Source organism: uncultured Polaribacter sp. (assembly GCF_947501385.1).
In the GTDB taxonomy this organism is placed as follows: Bacteria; Bacteroidota; Bacteroidia; order Flavobacteriales; family Flavobacteriaceae; genus Polaribacter.
On the sequence record NZ_CANMVP010000001.1, the window covers coordinates 129,583 to 150,107 of the forward strand.

Sequence of the window (20,525 nt, forward strand, 5' to 3'; positions counted from 1 at the left end):
ATTTTTAAATGATTTATTTTGATTACTCTTTAACTATTTTTAAAATTATGGGTTCTTCTAATTCTAATCTTACAAAATAGATTCCAGCAGGAATATTTTCAAGTGAAAGATTCATAATTCCGTTTGATAGATTGTAAGTACTAGAAAGAATTTTTTGTCGCAACGTATTATAGACAGTAGCTTTAACATTCAATAAATTTTTCTTTGGAATAAATATATTAATAAGACCTATTGTAGGATTGGGATACATTTTAATTTGGCTTAAAAGCGAGTTTTCTTTTAAGCTTAATGTATTTTCTGTTACTTTTAAAACAACTTTATAAATGGTATCATTTAAAATACAAGATGAATCGTCTTTTAATACATGTAATTTCCAAACCTTTAAATTATCATTTAAATGAACTGTAAATTTTTCTGGATCTTTGTTCACTAATAATAAACTTCCATCAGGTTTTTCCCATTGATAATCTCCTTTTATTGTATAGTTTGGCAACAATTCTAGATCACTTAATTCAGTAATTTCTATTTCACCTCCTGTTTTAAACCGATCTTTATCAATGCTATATTTTATAAAATTATCAGTTAAAATTGTAGAATTAATAATATTAAAATTAAGTTTTGAATTTTCGCAACTTGCTTTTTTAAAACTATATTCCCCTAAAATTTGGGCATTTTTAAACTGAATTTTATGTGAACTGATATTGTTATCAAATATGAATTTTTCTCCATTTGGATTTTCTAAAATAATATCTGTTGGAGAATTTTCTTTATAATTATGACTTGCTGGTAAATCTTTATCAAACTGCCATTTGTGCATTAAATAGCCCTCTAAATACTCTTTTTGAGTCTTATTGATGTTGTAATCGTAAAATATAACTTCGGAAATTGGTCCTTTATGATACCAACCTGAATTAGAAATTCCTCCTGCAGACTGTCCTAAATAAAAAGCTCTGCTAGTTTCCATATTAGCGCCAGAACCACTAAAAGATTCTTCTTCCTTTCCATTTATATATGTTGTTATTTTTTTTCCTTCTTTAGTAATCATCAAAATAAAATCGCTACCATCTTCGTAATACCCTCCATGATTGTTGCTTCCATTAAATTTTACTCTGTGTCTGCCATCTTTTCGAGAAAAATATACCCCTAATCCATCATTATCTTTTTCATTTCCTAAAATTGCGTTCCAATCTCCAGCAGTAGCTCTGTAATATTTTCCAGCTACTAGCAACGTCCAATTTTCGTTTAAAACAGCATCATTATTTTGTGGAAAAAGTTCCAATCCGTTTGCATTATTTGCACCAAATAATAGAGTTGGTAATCCATTCATGCCAGTTTCACTGTAAGTAGGTTTTAAATTTATATCTGATTGTTGAGACATTGTAAAACTGCTTTTAGATTTGTTTTTCCATTGCCCAATTTTAATTCCTTCAGTAGGTTTTGTTCCATCAGAAAAAATATCTTTTGCATCTAACCAAAATAATGGTTCGTTAAGCTCTGGCTCAATTTTAAATTCCATTGAATCATTTAAACAGACAATAGAATTATTTAATTTCTGCCAATTCTCATCATTTTTACGAACTCTTATAGTAACACTTTCATTTGGTAGTATAAATTCTTTTGCTACCCAACTATTAGAAATACAATTTTTACTACTGGTAACTTTACATGTTAAGGTTGTACCAACTCTAAAATTACTAATATCAAATTCCTTTTGATGATTTGCTGTTTTTTCTCCATTTACCCACCATTCATAAATAGGATTTTCTCCTTCATTTGCTGTTTGAGCAATTATTTTATTCGGGTGTATGTTACAAGTTTCTTCTTTATTTACTAGAAGGTTTAATTGTAATTCACCACTATTTCTAAAAGTTTCCCAATTAATATTTGGCCAAGCATTAGAAGACCAATCAATCATTTCTTCAATTATATCACAAGCTACACCTAGTTTAGAAAATTCAGGAATTAAATAATACATTTTATCCGCCCAATAATGAAGTCCAACAAAATTGGACATTTCTTTTAAATCTAATGTTTTTTTACTTCTAAAATCCAGCTCATTACTTCCACCATTTGGCAATCTATTCCAAGAATCTAAACTGTTTTCTGGTTTTTTAACTTCCTTTAAAAACTGTCTTAATTGCGCATTTAAAACCCATTTACTCATACCTAGTTTTACATTATCTAAAAATGTTGGCCAAATACTTGCTTTAAAATTATTTAATTGATGACTATCTGTGCGCCCAATAATATGCCAAGGACCTTGCACTCTAATTCTAAATCCTTTTCCGTTATTTGGAGTTGTTGCGCCAGACCAAGATCTAAATTGATACATGGCATTTAGAGAATGATAATAGCGCAAAGGCTCGTAAATTCCAGATTTTTTACTCGCTTTCATAATAAAACCTGGATGGTAATTATAATCCATTGGAGAATTATGAGACACCATTCCATTTCCTCCATTTATAATCAATTGTAAATGGTACCAATTGGTAGATTCATAAGCGCCCGTGGCTTCAGTTTGACCGAAAAAATTATTGCAATTTCCTGTAATATTATAACCATCATTTATGGGTAATTCTTGTTCAGAAACACACGCTTGAAAATGAGGTGGAACTTCAAAAACTTGATATCTTGTGCCAAACCATTGACGCTTTGCAGGTTGATCTTCTTCTTTTGCAAACCAATGTGCTTTGTCTTGCAAATCAAATTCGTTCATAATTTCAAAAAACTGAACTGCCATTAATCGTGCTAAACTTGTAGCGGCAAATTCTCTTGGAATACCATCACCTAGATGTTGGGTAGCAGTTCCGTTTGGTTCTCTCCAATGCTCACCTAAATTTCTATCTGGTCTTCCATCTGCAAGAAAAAATCTATAATGACGCCAAAATCTTTCATTCTGCTTCATTAAATCTTCAGGATTTCTATTTGCTGGTGGCATTGCTTCTAAATACGCTCTAAAACTTTGGTAACCAAATTTTGGAAAAAAAGCAGTTCCTCCTTGATTAAGTGGATGATTCCAATAATCATCTTTAGAATATGCATCCATAGGATGAATCATTGGCAACCAACTCTTCCAATCTGGGAATTGAATAGCTATAGGCAACAATGTTCTGTCTACCATTTTATCAGAATCGAAACGATTGTAAACGGTTTCTTGGTTTACACCATTTGGAAACATGTAGGGAAGCATTTCTTTATCTGCTTGTAAAACAGCTTCTAAACCTGCACCTGCAGCCCATTCTTCAATAGGTTTGTGCTCTAGTTCTGGTCCTGGTTGATATGGCGGATTCCAAGGACGGCCATATCTACCCACATTTTCTTTTTCTTCAGATAAGCTTCGGATGTAAGAAGCAATTAATTTACCGTCTTCCTCAGTAAGTTGATGAAATTTGGCTCTTTCTATAATTGATTTATTTGAATAACTAAAAATTTCCAAATCTCGTCCGTCTTGCGTATGACAAGAAGCACATTTTGCCTTTATGGGCTCTTGACTTTTTAGTTTGTAGCCATACCAAAATCCCTTTTTATCAACTTTTAAATAGTTGTTTTTTAGAGAGGCATCATACCACAAATCTTTGCCTGCTTTAATACTTGCAGCATCTTTATAAGGGCTTTTCCATGTTTTTGGATCATCCTCTAAAAAATAATCATCTCCTAAAATTTTGCTTCCATTTCTGTTGATTAAATTTAATTTTACAACTCTAAAACCACTAGAAATTCCATCAGAAGTATTAAAACGAAATTGAATTGTATTTTCTCCAACAACAAAACCTTGTGCCAGAATTGTAAATCGAATGGTTCCATAACCTCCATGAACCATTCCTCCTCTTTCTCTTTCTGGGCTTTCAATTTTAGTGGTATTGTGATTTAAATCTAACCAATTTTGATTGTTTATTTTGATGGAAGCTTTATTTTGGTAACTCAAATTATTTACTTGCAACCAAAATTGATCAATGTTTTCTAATTGACTTTCGTGAATTGTAAATTTTCTTTCTTCAATAGTACCTTCTACGCCCAAAACTTCTACAGGTAATAAAATTTTAGAACCAGTGTTTTGGGCCACTAAATGTATTGATGCAATAAAAAATAAATGTATGAATATGAGAGTTATCTTTTTAATGAGCTAAATTTTTATTTGGTTTCAGTTGTGTTTTTATAACAACTACAAATAAATCAAAAGAGGTTAAAAAGAAATTAATATCAAATTAAATTAAAATTAATATGGAGTTAAATATGATAAAACTTTAAAACATTGGTTTAATAATGAGCTATGCCAATTTTTTGTTATAAAATCTCATTCATGGTATTTAAAAATTTTAGTCTTTATTCAATTCTGAACTCAAAGAATAAGGCGCATTTTCAGGTTGGTTTCCCCAATTCAAATTTGGACTATCTGTCATATTAAAATTAAAAAATCCACCTTTTTGAATGTCTTTAAATTTAATAAAATTGTTATTGTATGCTTTGCCATTTAGTGAAGTAGATTGAATGTAAAAGTTACTTTTTGAATTGTTATGAGCATTAATGGTAAAAGAATTTCCGTTTTGTAAAGACAAGGTAACTTTATCAAATAACGGACTTCCAATTACATATTCATCTACAGCGGGTGTTACAGGATAAAAACCTAATGCACTAAAAACATACCAAGCAGAGGTTTGTCCATTATCTTCATCGCCACAATAACCATCAGGAGTTGCCGAATATAATTTAGTTAAAACTTCTCTTATTTTTTCTTGTGCTTTGTATGGAACTCCTGCATAATTGTACAAATAAATCATATGCTGAATTGGTTGATTTCCATGCGCATAATTCCCCATATTTACAATTTGCATTTCTCTAATTTCATGAATAGTTTCTCCATAATAAGAATCATCAAAATCTGGTGGCATTGTAAAAACAGTATCTAACTGCGCCACAAATTTGTTGTTTCCTCCCATTAAATTAATTAAGCCTTCTACATCATGGAAAACAGACCAAGTATAATGCAAACTGTTTCCTTCTGTAAAAGCATCTCCCCATTTTAATGGATTAAATGGGGTTTTAAAAGTACCATCTTCGTTTTTTCCACGCATTAAATTGGTTTCAGCGTCAAACACATTTTTGTAATTTAAAGATTGCTGATAATATTTTTTAGCAATTACAGGTTTACCCATTTTATCTGCCATTTGTGCAATTGTAAAATCTGCATACGCATATTCTAACGTTCTTGCCGTATTTTCTTTAATGCCAACATTATAAGGAATAAAGCCTAGCTTATTATAATAATCTACACCTTCTCGCCCAACAGAACTGTAAGGTCTGCCTTTATTTACGGTTGCATTTTTTAGCATTGCTTCAAATAAAGTTTCAGCAACTTTATTATCTTTAATATTACCTTTTAAATAGGCATCAGAAATTAAAGTAGCAGAATTAGAACCAATCATACAATCTCTATGTCCAGGACTAGCCCATTCTGGCAACCAACCAGATTCTTTATATGTATTTGCCAAACCTTCCATAATTTGCCCGTTCAATTCTGGATACATCAAATTAAAAAACGGAAAAACGGCCCTAAATGTGTCCCAAAAACCATTGTCTGTAAACATGTATCCAGGTAGCACTTTCCCATTATAAGGACTGTAATGAACTACTTTATTATTTTTATCGAACTCGTAAAATTTTCTTGGAAATAATAAAACTCTGTATAAGCACGAATAAAAAGTTTTTAAATTATCTGTATTGTTATCTTCAACTTTTATGCGGTTTAATTCTTTTTCCCAAGCATTTTTAGCTTTGGTTTTGGTAGTTTCAAAAGAATCGGCTCCTATTTCTCTATTTAGATTGATCAATGCTTGTTCTGGGCTTATAAATGAAGATGCTACTTTTGCATGCACAACTTCCCCTTTTTTTGTTTTAAAGCCAATAATTGCTCCCACATGCTCCCCTTCGCTATATAAAGTGTTTTTTTGCAATTTCCAATTAGCTGCCCAGGTATGATTTATTTCGAAATCTTTATCAAACTGAACCACAAAATAATTATGAAAATTATCTGGAACGCCACCACTATTATTTCTGCAATAGCCAATAATTTTACGTTCTTCAGGAATAATTTTCACCATAGATCCTTTAAAAAAACCATCCACTATTATATAAGAAGCATCATTTTCTGGAAATGTAAATTTAAAATGTGCGGCTCTTTCTGAAGGTGTAACTTCTGCAACAACATCATAATCTGCTAAATATGTTTTGTAATGATAAGGTTTTACGGTTTCTGCTTTATGTGAAAACCAAGATGCACGTTCATCTTCCTGAAACTTTAATTCTCCTGTAACCGCCATCAAAGAAAACGCGGCATAGTCATTAATCCAAGGACTTGGTTGATGGGTTTGCTTAATTCCTCTAATTTTATTTTCGTTGTATTTATAGGTCCAGCCATCTCCCATTTTAGAAGTCATTGGTGTCCAAAAATTCATTCCCCAAGGTGTCGCAATGGCAGGATATGTATTTCCGTTAGAAAGACTAAATTTAGAATCTGTTCCCATTAACGGATGTATATAATCTACTAAAGAAATATTTTTATGAATCGTGGTTATATTTTTCGATTGAATATTTTTATCTTCTTTACAAGAGAAATAAGCAGTAATTAGTACAAATATGCAGAGTATTTTACGCATCTTTTTTTCTTAAAATTAGTTTTTATTTTTAGCATCATCCAATTTATGAATTGCAAAAGCAAAAGCGCCTAAAGCAATTGATTTACTGGTGCTATTTTTTGAAACTCCCACTCCAGTTCTTAAAAAAGGATCGTAATTTATTTTTTTATCAGTTTTTGGAATTGTAATCTCTTTTTGCTGTCCTTTTAAAAACAGCGTTCTTTCATTCTCATCTTCTAAATTATATACTTTAGGAACTAATCTTTTTAAATGGCTATTATTATAAAGTTTAAAAGAAGAATTCATTTGCTGAAACATGGCTGGTGCAAAAAGTTCATATGCCGCAGAAACGCCACCACCAAGAATTACGATACCATCAAAAAGGGTAATAATATTTGCAAGTGCTTCTCCTAACACTGTTCCAAAATCATTAAAAGTAGTAATCGCTGCTTTTCTATTACCTGATTTTTCACCTTTACCAATCTTAAAAATTTCTAAGGGAGAACCTACTTTGCAGATATCTAAATTTGCTTTTTCAGCATAATTTCTTCGAATTCCTTCTCTACTTAAATGCTTTTCTACATGATATTCAGGATTCAGAACATTTCTTAGCAACCAAGCTTCGCCAGCGTTACAGTTATCTCCATGAACCAATTGCCCGTTACAAACTAATCCTAAACCAAAACCTGTACCCAATGTAATACCTATTAAATTATTGTGTTTTCTAGAAATTTTCATTTCTGAAAGTGCTGCATTTATTGCTGGCAAATTGCCAAATAAAGCTTCGCCATACGCAAATAAATTACCATCATTATTAATAAAGACAGGAATTTTAAAATAATGTTCTAACATGGGACCTAAAGCAACGCCTCCTCTAAATGAAGGTAAATTTTGCAAATTGCCAATAATTCCATTTAAATAATCTGAAGGACCAGGAAAAGCAAAACTTATGGCTGAAGGTTTTTCAGTTAGCCCATTTTTTATAGTTTCAAAACCTTTAGTTATTGTTTCTAAACATTTAGACAATTTATCTGAATTAGGATGTAATCTTACAGGTTTTATAATTTGTTCGTTATTTTGAATGGCAGAAAAAACAAAATTTGTACCACCGGCATCTAAAGTCATTACAATTCTCGGGTCATTCTTTATTTCATTTTTCATGCTGAAATTTGTTCTTCAAAAAAGGGCTATACTTTGTGATTTTTTAGGTGTGCTGATTAGATATTTGGTAAATTATGGAGCCGTTGCTTTGTACAAAATTGATTTGTTTTGCGCGTTAATTTTATAAGAAGCATTGGCAAGAATTAAAACTGCATCTCCTCTTTTAAGAGAAATTTCTGTGTCTTCTTCAGCGATGATCACTGTACCTTCTAAAACGATTAAAATTTGTGCAGTTTTTGAAGTTCCAGTATATTTTTCTTCTTTTTTCAATGAAATTTGACTCAATTCAAAATCTGGAGCAGGGCTTTTATAAATACGTTCTACACCATCTTTTTGCAAATCTCCTTTCATAATATTGGGCACAGTTGGCTCAAAAGTAACATGTTTTAACAATTCTGGAACATCTACATGTTTTGGTGTTAATCCTCCTCTTAAAACATTATCTGAATTTGCCATCAATTCCATATTTTGTCCTTCTAAATACGCATGAGGAATTCCTGCGTCTTGAAAAACAGCTGCTCCTTTACCTACATTTACAATATTAAAAAAGTAAATTGAATAAATACCTTTGTCTAAAACTGAGGTATTTGTTGCAGAATCTACTACTTTTGCAGCCCAGTAATCTGGATTTGATTTTTTGATTTCACCAGCTTTATATTTTGGTAAAATTCTATCTATTAAAGGTTGCAAAATTTTATTGCTTTCTTCCGTAGATTGCTCCATCACATTTTTATACAATTCAAAATAACCTTCCTTCTTAAAAATGGGCAATAAATGAGAAAATTCAGGAATACTTTTTAAAGTTGCAATTATTTGATCTTTTGGTAAAAAACCATGCAACAACCAAAAGTCACTTAACGCAACCATTATTTCTGGTTTATGATTGTCATCTTTATAATTTCTATTAGTTGCAGTTAGTGGAATTTTTAATTCATTTTCTTTTTTAAAACCTTTTTCTGCTTCAATTTTAGTTGGATGCACTTGAATGGACAACATTTCTTTTACATCTAAAACTTTGAACAAAAAAGACAATCGTCCAAATTTATCTGCAATATTTTCACCTAATTTCTCTGATAAATTTTCACTTAAAAATGTATTTAAAGGAATTTCATCATTTCCAACAAGTACTACTGATGGTGCATTATTATGAGCTCCAAGCCAATATTCAGCACATTTTTCTCCATTAGATTCTATATCTATTAAATTTGGAATAAATTGAGTACCACCCCAAGCATAATTTTGAATTTTTCCTTTTAGAGAATATATTTTCGACATTTTTATTATTTAAGGATAAAGTTATAAAAGTTTATTGAACTACTAATCTTTTCGAAGAAACAAAACCATCAATACTAATTTTTGCTATATAGATTCCTTTTCCTAAATCTTTTGTAGGAATTTTATAATGATGTGTGCCTGAATTAAATTCCTGTAATTGAGCTTTCTGTGATACAGTTTGCCCTAAAACATTTATCAACTGTACAGAAACTTTAGCTGATTTTTTCAAAGTAAATTTGATATTTACATCAGATTTTGTTGGGTTTGGATACATTTCAAAAAAGACATCTTTACTAACACCTTCAACAGATAAACTTTTATCTAGCAATTGAATTCCGTCTATTCTAGTAGTTACTTCGCCACTTTTAACTCTATACAATCTAAACCAATTAATGCGGCTTAAATCTGGCGTACCTATTTTGCTGGCATCTTTAGTTTCTAGTCGAATAAGATTCCAACCATTTTCGAGATTTTTTAAAGCCCAACTATACTCTTCACTATCTGCTCTTCCAGAACTACTTATTTCTACTTGATTATCGTTTTGAAATTTTGTTATATCTGATACATAATAATAAAATTGCAAAGTTGTATTTTCTACACCACCTTCTGCATTGTAGACACCTTCAAATTTTTTTGAAAATTCATCTGTATTTGAGCCTGTAAATTCTATGGCAGCAGCTCCTTGAATTTTGTCTGTTGTTGTGATACTTGTTTTACTAGATTCCCAACCAGTAATAAAATCACAGTCGTCAAAATATTCACCACTTGTACCCACAGAAATCAGCCTGTTGGGAGTAAAAGCACCAAAAGATTCAACATTTTCTTGTTCAATTCTCCATTGAAAATCTTTAAAGCAATTCGCAGCAGGTGAGGTAATATTAAAAGTAAAAATTTTCTCTTGATTAGGTGCAATAGCATCGCCTTCTAATAAGTCTACTTTACTTAAACCCCAAGTAGCGTTTCCTGCTGGGTTTTGACTTTTTAAGACATAACCTGAAGCTTTTGTCCAAGTTGTTCTTCCAGAATTTCTCATGGTAATGTTTACAGAAATCGTCTCATTTATAGCCATAATTACAGGAATATTTTGTTGTGATACAAATTCAGACCCATTACCCATCGAGGTTGCAGGTTTAATGGGAATTGTACTTGTTAAAGAAATAGAACCCTCTAACATTTGTTGTGTTTGATCTGCTAACTGCAAATACCAATCACTTGGTAATGAAACACCATCTATATCTAATGGAACTAAAATTTCTGTGGCTTCTACTGGATTCTGTGATTTCGTTTCTACAGTTTTAAACATGGCTGTTGCTTCATCTACTTCATCAAACATGGCTACATATATGTATTTTGCTCCTGCGTCTATTGCATTAAAAGCTTGTCTCCAATAAAATTTTCCACCGTTTCGTGGAATTTGATTGAAAGTACCTGCTTCTCTTTTAAGGTTTAACCAAGAAAAGCCTGGCCAAATTACTGGCATATAATCCACATTATTTTTTGCACATTCTGCTAAATCTGGTGCAATATTGGTCACTTTCCAAACATTTGCTGCATTTTCATTACTATATCTGCCAACTGCCCAAGGGCTAATCATGTCTAAAGAATTATATATCTCTCTCCATCCTGAAGCACTTTCTGATGATCCGCTCAAAGTTCTCCAACCATCTGGTACACCACCCATTACATACGCTTGGTATTTAGGAGCGGCATCTTTGTGAAAATAATCTATAATTTTTTTAAATGTAGCTACCGTTAATCCTCTATTTTTAAAACCAATTCCCCAAATAGCTACTACGGGTCTTCCGTCTTCTTTTACGTACCCATCTTGATTTAAAATATCATAATTGTCTACTAAATATTCCCAATCGTTAATGAGCTTATCATACATATTGCCATCATCTCTAACGCCAGACAAATCATACATCACAGAAAAATGTCTGTCGTATTCTGTTGACGCTGCTATTACATTTTGTAATACATTGTTTCGAGCTTTAAAAAATCTTGGATCTGAAACTTCACTTAAAAAACGTTGTAAATGAACACCATGAATGTTATACTCTTTCATCCATTTAAAATGGGTTCTTGTAGTACTTAAATCATGAGACGAAAATAATTGTGCAGTAGAACCGTCTGCATAGGTCATGTTGGTATCATACCCTTTTTCGTATTCAGACATATCTGGCCACATATCTATGGTGAAATTTTCTGGAGAAGGATTTGTTGTACTTCTAAACCAATGCCTCCATTCATTAGGGCCAGAATTATCTCCTTTAGCTAAAAACCAACCTTGGTATCCCATCATCACTTTCCCTTTCATCTCATCTTGAGACCAGCTTAAATTTGAAATACATAAAGTTATTATTAATAATATTATGGAGTTTTTTTTATTTATTTTCATATTTGTTTTAAATTTAGATTCTAGAGACTGTTTAACTTATTTTTCTGTATTTAATAGTTTGCTCATAATAGCAACAGTAGTTTTATATTCTTTTTTACCTGCTAGATTGTGATATTCAATTGGGTCATTTTTTTGGTCATATAATTCCTTCCCAGATTTCCCGTTATTCCATTCAATATATCTATAGTTTTCATTTTTAACCATTCTACCAATCATGTTTCCACGAGTTGTAACAGCTCTAACTTCAGATCTAAATGATTTTGTAGGGTTTTCTACAACATCCGCAAAACTTTCTCCTTCTAAATATTTTGGGGTATATTTTAAATTCATTAATTGAGCTAGTGTAGGGTAGATGTCTATAAACTCGAACATGCTATTAGATTTTACGCCTTTCTTTCCTACAGCATTCCCAGCAATAATAAATGGAGCATTTGTTCCTTTTTCAAAAACAGTTACTTTGTTCCACCAATTATGTTCTCCTAAATGATACCCATGATCGCCAAAGAAAACAACCAATGTATTTTCTAATTGTCCAGATTCTTTTAAAGCCTTCATTATCTTACCAACTTGCGCATCCATAAAACTTGTACACGCATAATAAGAGCGTAAAAATTCACGCTTATCCTTATCATTAAATTTGTTAAAGTTTTTAGTTTCTTGAGGCAATGTAAATTTGTAAGGAGGTTTCCAACCTTTAGATAATTTTGGTGGATTGCAGTCCTCTAAAGGATATATATCAAAATACTTTTTTGGGGCAATAAAAGGATCATGAGGTTTTTTTAAACCCACCGCTAAAAAGAAAGGTTTTTCTCTTTTTGTTTGTATTAATTCTACTGCTTTTTGTGCAATCTGCCCATCTTCTTGATCTTCATCTGTACCTTCTGCAGCTTGCCAAGTACACCATTCTAAAAAGCCATTTGTAAGGTTTCTTTTTGAGCCTTTTTTGCCCAATTCTGTAACTTCAAAATTATAATATGCATCCCAAGCTTTTGCATCTCCATGATCTCCCATTCCATGAAAAATTTTGCCCAAACCAATGGTCTCAAATCCGTTTTTCTTAAATAAATTTGGAAGTGTAATTTTAGCACCTAACACATTCTGTAAAGGCGTTCTATTATCTAATATATTGATATTCTCTGGGCGCAAACCGGTTAAAAAAGAACCACGACTTGGGCCACAAACTGCATAATTAGCATAGGCTTTATTAAATTGAATTCCAGATTTTGCCAACGCATCAATATTTGGTGTTTTTACAATTGGATGTCCATACGCACCTAATGTGGTATTTAAATCATCAACCACTATAAAAAGCACGTTTTTGTCTTTTTTAACAAGGCTATTTGTTGCTATTTCTTTCTCAGAATTTTTACACCCTATGATGATCAGGCAAAAAGATATGAATCGTATTATTTTTTTCATTTACAGATTATTTAGTTTAAAACGTTGCTTTAAATTTTTTGTATTCTAACATTAGTTCTTTTACAATTTCAGCGTTTAAAGAAGCCAGATCTTTAGATTCTGTTGGATCTTTTTCTAAATCAAATAATTGTATTTTATTTTTGGGTTTTTCAGGAGAAACACCAGGATAATCTGCAGGAGTTGCTTGCCCTTCTGTCTGAGCAATAATTGTTGTACCATCTGGGGCTCTTGGATCTGACCAAGTTGCTAAATCTACTTTTTTACGATATCTTGGTTTGTTGAGAAACAGTTTATATTTGCCTTTTCTAACAGACATTATTTCTTCATTATGCATGCTAAAAATGGGTGCATGCATACTATTTTTTCCTTGAAGAATGCTCGTAATATCTTTACCATCTAAAATAATATTGCTATCTAATTCTATATTTGTTAAGGTACATAGTGTTGGTAAAATATCTGGCGACCAAAGAGGAATATCAATCTTCTTATTTTTCGGAAACACTTTAGGATATTGAATCATAAATGGAACTCTAATGCCACCTTCCCAAGTGGTGGCTTTCATGCCTTTAAACCCTCCTGAACTTCCTCCATACCAAGGACCATTATCTGACATAAAAATTACAATTGTGTTGTCTAAAATTTTTAATTCCTCTAAAGTAGCCATTACTTTACCTATATTATAATCTAGTTCTCTAATTACATCAGCATATAAGTCATTCGGGGTTTCTGGAGTATAAAACTTATCTGAAACAGCCAAAGGTTTGTGAGGCATTGCATGCGCTAAATACAATAAAAAAGGATTTTCTTTTTGCCTTTTGATAAATTCTATTGCTTTCTCTGTATAATCTGTTGTTAAAAAACGTTGATCTACAGGTTTTTTAATCGTGTCTTTATTTTGAATAATTTGTACAGGACGCATGTCATTAGAATATAAAATCCCATAATATTCATCGAAACCTTGTGCTACAGGAAAAAATTTTGGTTTATGTCCTAAATGCCATTTTCCAATTGCTTTTGAAATATATCCTCCTTTTTTAAAAATTTCTGGTATTGTTATTTCATCAGGATGTAAACCTTCGTTATCGATTTCTACACCTGCATCTGGTGTAGGGTTTTTTGTTAATCTATGACGTAAAGGAAATCTTCCTGTTAATAACGTTGCTCTAGAGGGTGCACAATATGGAGTTGGCACATAAAAGCTTGTGCTACTTACTCCGTTCGTTCCAATTTTATCAATATTTGGTGTTTTGTATTTTTTTTGTCCGAAAGAAGAAATATCTCCATACCCTAAATCATCAACGAGTATAATAAGTACATTGGGTTTGTTTTTTATAACAGAATGGGTTTCTGATGTTCTGCACAACACAAATAAACTAGAAATTGTAATTAAAAAGAATAAAATACTTTTCAAACTTTCGCTTTTCATAATTTTAAAACTTATGTATTTGATAAAACAAAAAAAAAGACATATTTTGAATTTTGAGAATTACTTAATTTTTAGTCACCATATTTTTTACTAGTGGTTTTTCTTTCCGCAACATTTTTCCTGCTTCACCTGTTAGAAATAAATAATGATCTGGTGGCACATCATCATTACCAACAAAATAGGCGTTTTTACTATTTGGTGGCTTGTTCAAAATAGGAATAATTGCTGTTCCTTCATCAACTTCGTCAAACATCCCTACATATAGCATTTCTGCTCCTGCGGTAATTGCGTTGTAAATAAGATCCCAATAAAATTTACCACCCACTCTTGGTATGGCTCCATAAGAAGTATGTCTTGCCAGACCAGGATTTCTTTTTGATAAATTATGCCAGCTAAAACCTGCATACACCAAAGGAACATAATCTACATTATTTTCTTTGCACCATTTAATATCTGCCATTACATGATCTCTATATCTAATTTCATCTTGATGTAATAATGGCGTAAAACGTTGTACCATCCAAGGTAAAACGATGTCTGCAGATTTTATAACTTCATGTAAATAAGGATCTGGAAGACAATCTTTGTCTAATTCTCTAAAATAAGTGGGTACACCTAACATTACTGAACAACCACCATATTCTGGGTCATTTTTTAAAAAATCGATCAAACGATTGATGCCAATTTCTCTAATATTATAAGATCTATCAGGAAAACCAATTCCCCAGATGGTGACTAAAGGCTTTCCATTATGACGTAAATAGTTTTCACTATTGGTAACTTTTAAGTCATCTACCAATTTTTTCCAATCTTCAATAATTGCAGAGCAATCTTCCCCTTTAGCTCTTAAGCCAGATAAATCATACATTACAGCAATTGCTTTTCGGTTTTTTTCAGCAGCATTCAAAGCATTTTTTAATATGATATTACTTGACTTGTTTGGATTTTTATCTTTTGCCACGTTAAAAAAGCGTTGCATAAAAACACCATCAATACCATACTCTTTCATCCATTTAAAATGTAAATCTGTGGTACTTTTATCCATAGAACTAAAAACCCTTGCTTTTTTTCCATCAGGGAATTTAAAATTGGTTTCATAGGTTTTTTTATATTGGGAAACATCTGGCCAAAAATCTATGGTGTTGTGATTTTCATCAAATTTTCCATCAGCACCATAATGCCCCCAACTATTTCCAGAGCCATCTCCTGGAGCCCTAAACCAGCCTTGATAACCTGCCATTACTAATCCTTTATAATTAGGAAATAAGTAATTTTTACCATGTTTGTTTTGAGAATATGTACTCCAGCAAAAGAGTGTTGCTATTAGTAAAATAAAAATCTTTTTTAAGTGCATTATAAAGTTTTTTAGTGAAACAATGTTTTATTTTCAGTTGCGCCCATTTTAAATTCTAAGATTCCTCCATTCATAATATCTTTATGAGTAAAAAAAGGTTTTGCTAATTTTTTCTCATTCATTTTTAAAGATTGGATGTACATATTTTTGGAACTATTATTTTTTACTTTTACAGTAAATTTTTTTCCGTTTTTTAAATTGATCGTAACCTTATCAAAAATTGGTCTTCCTACTGAGTAAGAAGAATCTCCAGGATTAAAAGAATAAAAACCCATTGCATTTAAAATATACCAAGCAGACATTTGCCCACAATCTTCATTTCCTGATAGTCCATTTGGATTGTCAAAATAAAGTGTTGACATAATTTTATCTGTTAATTTCTGCGTTTTCCAAGGTTGATCTATAAAATTGTAGATATGCGTTATATGATGACTTGGTTCATTACCATGTGCATATTGCCCAATTAAACCTGAAATATCGCCAGAGGTATGTTCTCCATTAATTTCTGAGCTTGTACTAAAAAGTTCATCTAATTTGCTACTGAATTTGTCTTTACCTCCCATTAATTCTACCAAACCATTTACATCATGTGTTACAAACCAGTTCCATTGCCATGCGTTTCCTTCTACATAATCGTCTTTCCTATGTCTAGAAAATTTAGGGTCAAAAGGTTCTCTAAAACTTCCATCTTTATTAACGCCACGCATAAAACCTGTTTTACTGTCGAAGTATTTTTTGTAACGCATGGAACGTTCCATGTACAATTTATAGTCATCATCTTTGCCTAAAGCTTTTGCTATTTGAGCAATACACCAATCGTTATAAGCATATTCTAAACCTTTAGAAACAGATTCATTTTCCATATCAGCAGGAATATACCCAAACTCTTCTTTGTATAATTTTGCTTTTGGTGATAATTTTTCTTTTACTGTTTCTGATGGAAACAACACTCTTTCTGTATTGTAATTAGATGCATGCACCATAGCTTCGTATGCTTTTTCTACATCAAAGTCTTTATCGCCTTTAAAATAAGCATCAACAATAACAGGAATCGAATGATAGCCAATCATTGTACCAGTATAATTTCCATTCAACTCCCATTTTGGTAAAATTCCTCCTTGATCGTATTGATTCAAAAGAGATTTTACAAAATCATCATTTTTTTCAGGATTTATAATGGTCATTAAAGGATGAAAAGCTCTAAAGGTATCCCATAAAGAAAAAACAGTATACATATCCTTTTCTCCAGAAGAATATATTTTTTGATCCATCCCCATATATCTACCATCCACATCATTAAAAGTATATGGACTCATAGAGGTATGGTACAATCCTGTATAAAAAATTGCTCTTTGCTCTTTTGTTCCTCCTTCAATGTCTATGCTACTCAATTCGGTTTTCCATTCACTTTGAGCATCATTTTTAACTTTCTCAAAATTCCAATCTGGTATTTCAGTTGTTACGTTATTTTTAGCACCTTCATCATCAACAGAAGATATTCCAACTTTTGTCATTATCTGATCCTTATCAACATTTTTAAATTTTAAAACTGCTATTAAATTTCTACCAGCTCCAATTTCTGTTGATGCTTGCTTCACTCCGTTTTCAAAAAACTCAACAGTAAAAGGATTGTTAAATTTTGCGTGAAAATAAATGTGTCTATTGTGTGCCCAACCACTAATGTTTCTATAGCCAACAATTTCGGTATCACTAATTACTTTAATTTCACTTTTCAAAACATTTCTATGATGAATGCTATGTTTCATGTTGATAATTAAACCTCTGCTATCATCATTTAAAAAAGTATATTTATGAAAACCAGCCCTTTTGCTTGAGGTTAATTCAGCTTTAATATCATAATCTAATAAATCTACTGAATAGTAACCAGGAATTGAAGTTTCTTTCTCATGGCTAAATCTACTTCTGTAACCAGCGTCAGGATTTTCTGCAGTACCAGCAGTTGTTTTTGCTTTACCTGTAAAAGGCATAAACAAAAAATCTCCTAAATCTCCAATACCTGTTCCACTTAAATGTGTGTGGCTAAACCCTAAAATTGAAGAATCTGTATGATGATAGCCTCCACAAGCATCCCAACCATTTGTTCTAGTATCTGGACTTAATTGAACCATACTATTTGGAACACTAGATCCTGGAAATGTATGACCATGGCCACCAGTTCCTATAAAAGGATTTACGAATTGAGCATTATCTATATTTTTTTGATTAGAATTTGAGTCTAAATGTTTTTTTGAGCAAGCTGTTAAGGAAAGTAGTACACTTAAGAAGATTAGCAATGATATTTTCTTCATAGGTTTTTTTGAATTTAAAATTGATTTAGATCTGAAAATTAATTTAATACTAAATCAAAAGTAAAAATGTGAATTAATTTAAGGTGAAAAATCAATTAATAAACGATTAATATGAAGTCAATCTTATTTTTATCAGCAATATGTTTGAATATTATCAATAATAGCACTGTATCATTGTAAATAATAAAAAAAGTAGAGAAGCAATATGATTTTGCTTCTCTACTTTTAAGTTTTAAAATATAACTTTAAACTGATTTTTTTTACATTGAATAAAAAGATTTTATTTTTTAAAATACATGGAAGGAGGTGCATCTATTAAATTTGAACCCCAATTTTTGTTTGCTTTATTTCCCATTACTAATTCAAGAACTCCACCATCTTTCATATCATCATGCATAAACCAAGGCTTATTCCAAACCTCTCCGTTTAATGTTGCAGATTGAATGTACTTATTCTTAGGAGCATAGTTTTTAGTATTTATGGTAAAAATATTTCCATTATCTAACTTAATAGTTGCACTTTCAAATACGGGACTTCCAATATTATACATTGGTAAACCTGGTGTTACAGGATAAAAACCTAATTGAGAAAAAACAACGAAAGAAGTCATTCCTCCACCATCTTCATCACCAGGAACTCCCATTAAATCGTCTCTAAACCATTGATTTAATAACGTACGAATTCTTTTCTGAGTTTTCCAAGGTTGCCCAGCATAATTATATAAATAGGGAATGTGCAAAGAAGGTTCATTTGCCATAGAGAACTGACCAACATTACCTGTATGATCTGGCAATTGCGCATAAAAACCATATTTACTTCTTCCTAAAGGTTCTGAAAATGTTCTGTTTAATTCATTTATAAAAGTTTCTTTTCCGCCCATTAAATTGATTAAATCGTTTATGTTATGTTGCACGTCCCAACGATATACCCAACCATTATTTTCACTATAAAATTTTCGAGCACCCATTCCACCAGAAAAAGTATAATCGAAAGGTGTTATAAATTCTCCTTTATTATTTTTTGGATGAAAAAATTTCGTTTCTTTATTGTATAAATTTTGATAATTTAAAGAATTTTGAATGTAAAAATTGTATTCTTTATCCTTACCTAACTCTTGTGCTATTTGAGCTAAGCACCATTCATCATAAGAAGTTCCTAAAGTAACAGCAACAGGTTGTCTACTTTCAAAAGCATGAACTTCTGGCACTGTTTCTTCTTCCCCGTTATTTAATGCAGGGAAATATCCTTTCTCTTTATAAAAAGCATCTATTTCTCCTGCAGGTTTTCCTGACCAAGGTGATAAAGTTTTTTCTGAAATTGCATTTTTAGAGGCTACATATGCCTTTTCTAAATCGAAATTTCTCAATCCTTTTCTATATGCATCAATAACTGATGCTACACCATGGTTGGAGTTCATTCTTCTACTATCTCCCGTAACTTCAGGAAAAGTTGGCATCCAAAAATGATCCATTTGTTCAGCCATAATTATAAAAGAGTTTAAAATATCTTCCTCTTTTTTTGGGTCTACTAAAATTCTTAATGGATGATGTGCTCTGTACGAATCCCAGATCCAATCATCTGTGTAAAAAGGGCGTCCATTATCTTCATGTACTTTATTATCAAAGGCGCTATAATAACGCCCATCTTCAGAAAGACAAACCGGACGTTCATACGTTCTATAAAAAGAAGTATAAAAAACAGATTTATCTTTTAAATCTCCACCTGAAACTTCTATCTTGCTAAGAGCATTATTCCAAATTCCTCTTGAAATTTTATTTAAAGATTCAACGTTTTTTCCTGTCAATTCTCTTTCTAAATTCTTTTTAGCTTGATTTTCATCAATAAAAGAGATTCCGTATTGAATATTTATTTTTTTCGCATCTTTTAGAAATTTTAAAACCAAACTTGCGTTTTTTCCTGCTGTATTAGTGCCTTCACTTAATATATTATTTTTTAATACTGAAACAGTAATTGGCTTTTCTGCAAAGGTCATGTTCAGATAAACCTTTGTGTTGTTTTCTATTAATTGATAACCATATAATGAGGTTCCATCCCAATTTAAAGCGCCATTTTTTGAATTTAGAATGATATAAATCGCTTCCTCTTTTTCAAAATTTAGTTCATACATTGCAGACTGGTGAGATAATCCGAAATTGACAGTGGTATGCTGTTCATCTAAATACAGAGAATAGGAATATGGAGTGATTTTCTCATTATCATAACTTTGTTTAATAACGGATCTAATTTTTTTTACATCCCCTTGAAAAGAGCTTAAATTAAAAGCAGAACTACCACGATGGCTTGTTGTAATTAATGGCAATCCATTTATGAAATCTGAAGTAAAATCTCCTCTTTCAGGATTTACACGCATCATACTATTCGGTAGATGCATTGTTGGGAAAGTAGGGACTAATAAATGACTAATATTACCAATATATGGATTTACATAATTTATAGGTTCACTTGTAGCTTTTTTTACAAAACCACAGTTTGAAAGCAACATTACTGATACAGTAAAAATTGCAAAAAAATAAATTTTCTTTTTCATATT

10 protein-coding genes are annotated in these 20,525 nt (G+C 31.4%); all 10 read right to left on the reverse strand.

Annotated elements, in window-relative coordinates:
- Nucleotides 1-22: 22 nt before the first annotated feature.
- Nucleotides 23-4,063 carry a T9SS type A sorting domain-containing protein gene (locus Q0998_RS00550; protein WP_299664718.1) on the reverse strand — a complete coding sequence of 1,347 codons (4,041 nt, stop codon included), beginning with the start codon at nt 4,061-4,063 and terminating at the stop codon, nt 23-25.
- A 253-nt stretch (nt 4,064-4,316) separates the two neighbouring features.
- Entirely contained in the window at nt 4,317-6,653 is a 2,337-nt protein-coding gene (locus Q0998_RS00555) for a GH92 family glycosyl hydrolase (RefSeq protein WP_299664721.1), read from the reverse strand.
- A 15-nt stretch (nt 6,654-6,668) separates the two neighbouring features.
- Entirely contained in the window at nt 6,669-7,793 is a 1,125-nt protein-coding gene (locus Q0998_RS00560) for an ROK family protein (protein ID WP_299664723.1), read from the reverse strand.
- Nucleotides 7,794-7,865: 72 nt separating this feature from the next.
- Nucleotides 7,866-9,068 carry a mannose-6-phosphate isomerase, class I gene (gene manA, locus Q0998_RS00565; protein WP_299664726.1) on the reverse strand — a complete coding sequence of 401 codons (1,203 nt, stop codon included), beginning with the start codon at nt 9,066-9,068 and terminating at the stop codon, nt 7,866-7,868.
- 31 nt (nt 9,069-9,099) lie between these two features.
- Complete coding sequence (locus Q0998_RS00570) at nt 9,100-11,466, reverse strand: T9SS type A sorting domain-containing protein (RefSeq protein ID WP_299664729.1); 2,367 nt, start codon at nt 11,464-11,466, stop codon at nt 9,100-9,102.
- 36 nt (nt 11,467-11,502) lie between these two features.
- Nucleotides 11,503-12,885, reverse strand: coding sequence for a sulfatase (locus tag Q0998_RS00575; RefSeq protein WP_299664732.1), 1,383 nt, complete (start codon nt 12,883-12,885; stop codon nt 11,503-11,505).
- A 16-nt stretch (nt 12,886-12,901) separates the two neighbouring features.
- Nucleotides 12,902-14,311, reverse strand: a complete 1,410-nt coding sequence (locus tag Q0998_RS00580) for a sulfatase-like hydrolase/transferase (protein ID WP_299664736.1) — start codon at nt 14,309-14,311, stop codon at nt 12,902-12,904.
- Nucleotides 14,312-14,375: 64 nt separating this feature from the next.
- Entirely contained in the window at nt 14,376-15,665 is a 1,290-nt protein-coding gene (locus Q0998_RS00585; RefSeq protein WP_299664739.1) for a glycoside hydrolase family 71/99-like protein, read from the reverse strand.
- A gap of 11 nt (nt 15,666-15,676) precedes the next feature.
- A complete protein-coding gene (locus tag Q0998_RS00590; RefSeq protein ID WP_299664742.1) occupies nt 15,677-17,974 on the reverse strand; it encodes a GH92 family glycosyl hydrolase in 2,298 nt (765 codons plus the stop codon).
- Nucleotides 17,975-18,254: 280 nt separating this feature from the next.
- Nucleotides 18,255-20,522, reverse strand: a complete 2,268-nt coding sequence (locus Q0998_RS00595) for a GH92 family glycosyl hydrolase (RefSeq protein ID WP_299664745.1) — start codon at nt 20,520-20,522, stop codon at nt 18,255-18,257.
- Nucleotides 20,523-20,525: the final 3 nt, after the last annotated feature.

Coding starts and splice junctions, on each gene's coding strand:
- Q0998_RS00555 (WP_299664721.1), bottom strand. CDS start 6,653: ATGCGTAAAATACTCTGCATATTTGTACTAATTACTGCTTATTTCTCT.
- Q0998_RS00560 (WP_299664723.1), bottom strand. CDS start 7,793: ATGAAAAATGAAATAAAGAATGACCCGAGAATTGTAATGACTTTAGAT.
- manA (WP_299664726.1), bottom strand. CDS start 9,068: ATGTCGAAAATATATTCTCTAAAAGGAAAAATTCAAAATTATGCTTGG.
- Q0998_RS00570 (WP_299664729.1), bottom strand. CDS start 11,466: ATGAAAATAAATAAAAAAAACTCCATAATATTATTAATAATAACTTTA.
- Q0998_RS00575 (WP_299664732.1), bottom strand. CDS start 12,885: ATGAAAAAAATAATACGATTCATATCTTTTTGCCTGATCATCATAGGG.
- Q0998_RS00580 (WP_299664736.1), bottom strand. CDS start 14,311: ATGAAAAGCGAAAGTTTGAAAAGTATTTTATTCTTTTTAATTACAATT.
- Q0998_RS00585 (WP_299664739.1), bottom strand. CDS start 15,665: ATGCACTTAAAAAAGATTTTTATTTTACTAATAGCAACACTCTTTTGC.
- Q0998_RS00590 (WP_299664742.1), bottom strand. CDS start 17,974: ATGAAGAAAATATCATTGCTAATCTTCTTAAGTGTACTACTTTCCTTA.
- Q0998_RS00595 (WP_299664745.1), bottom strand. CDS start 20,522: ATGAAAAAGAAAATTTATTTTTTTGCAATTTTTACTGTATCAGTAATG.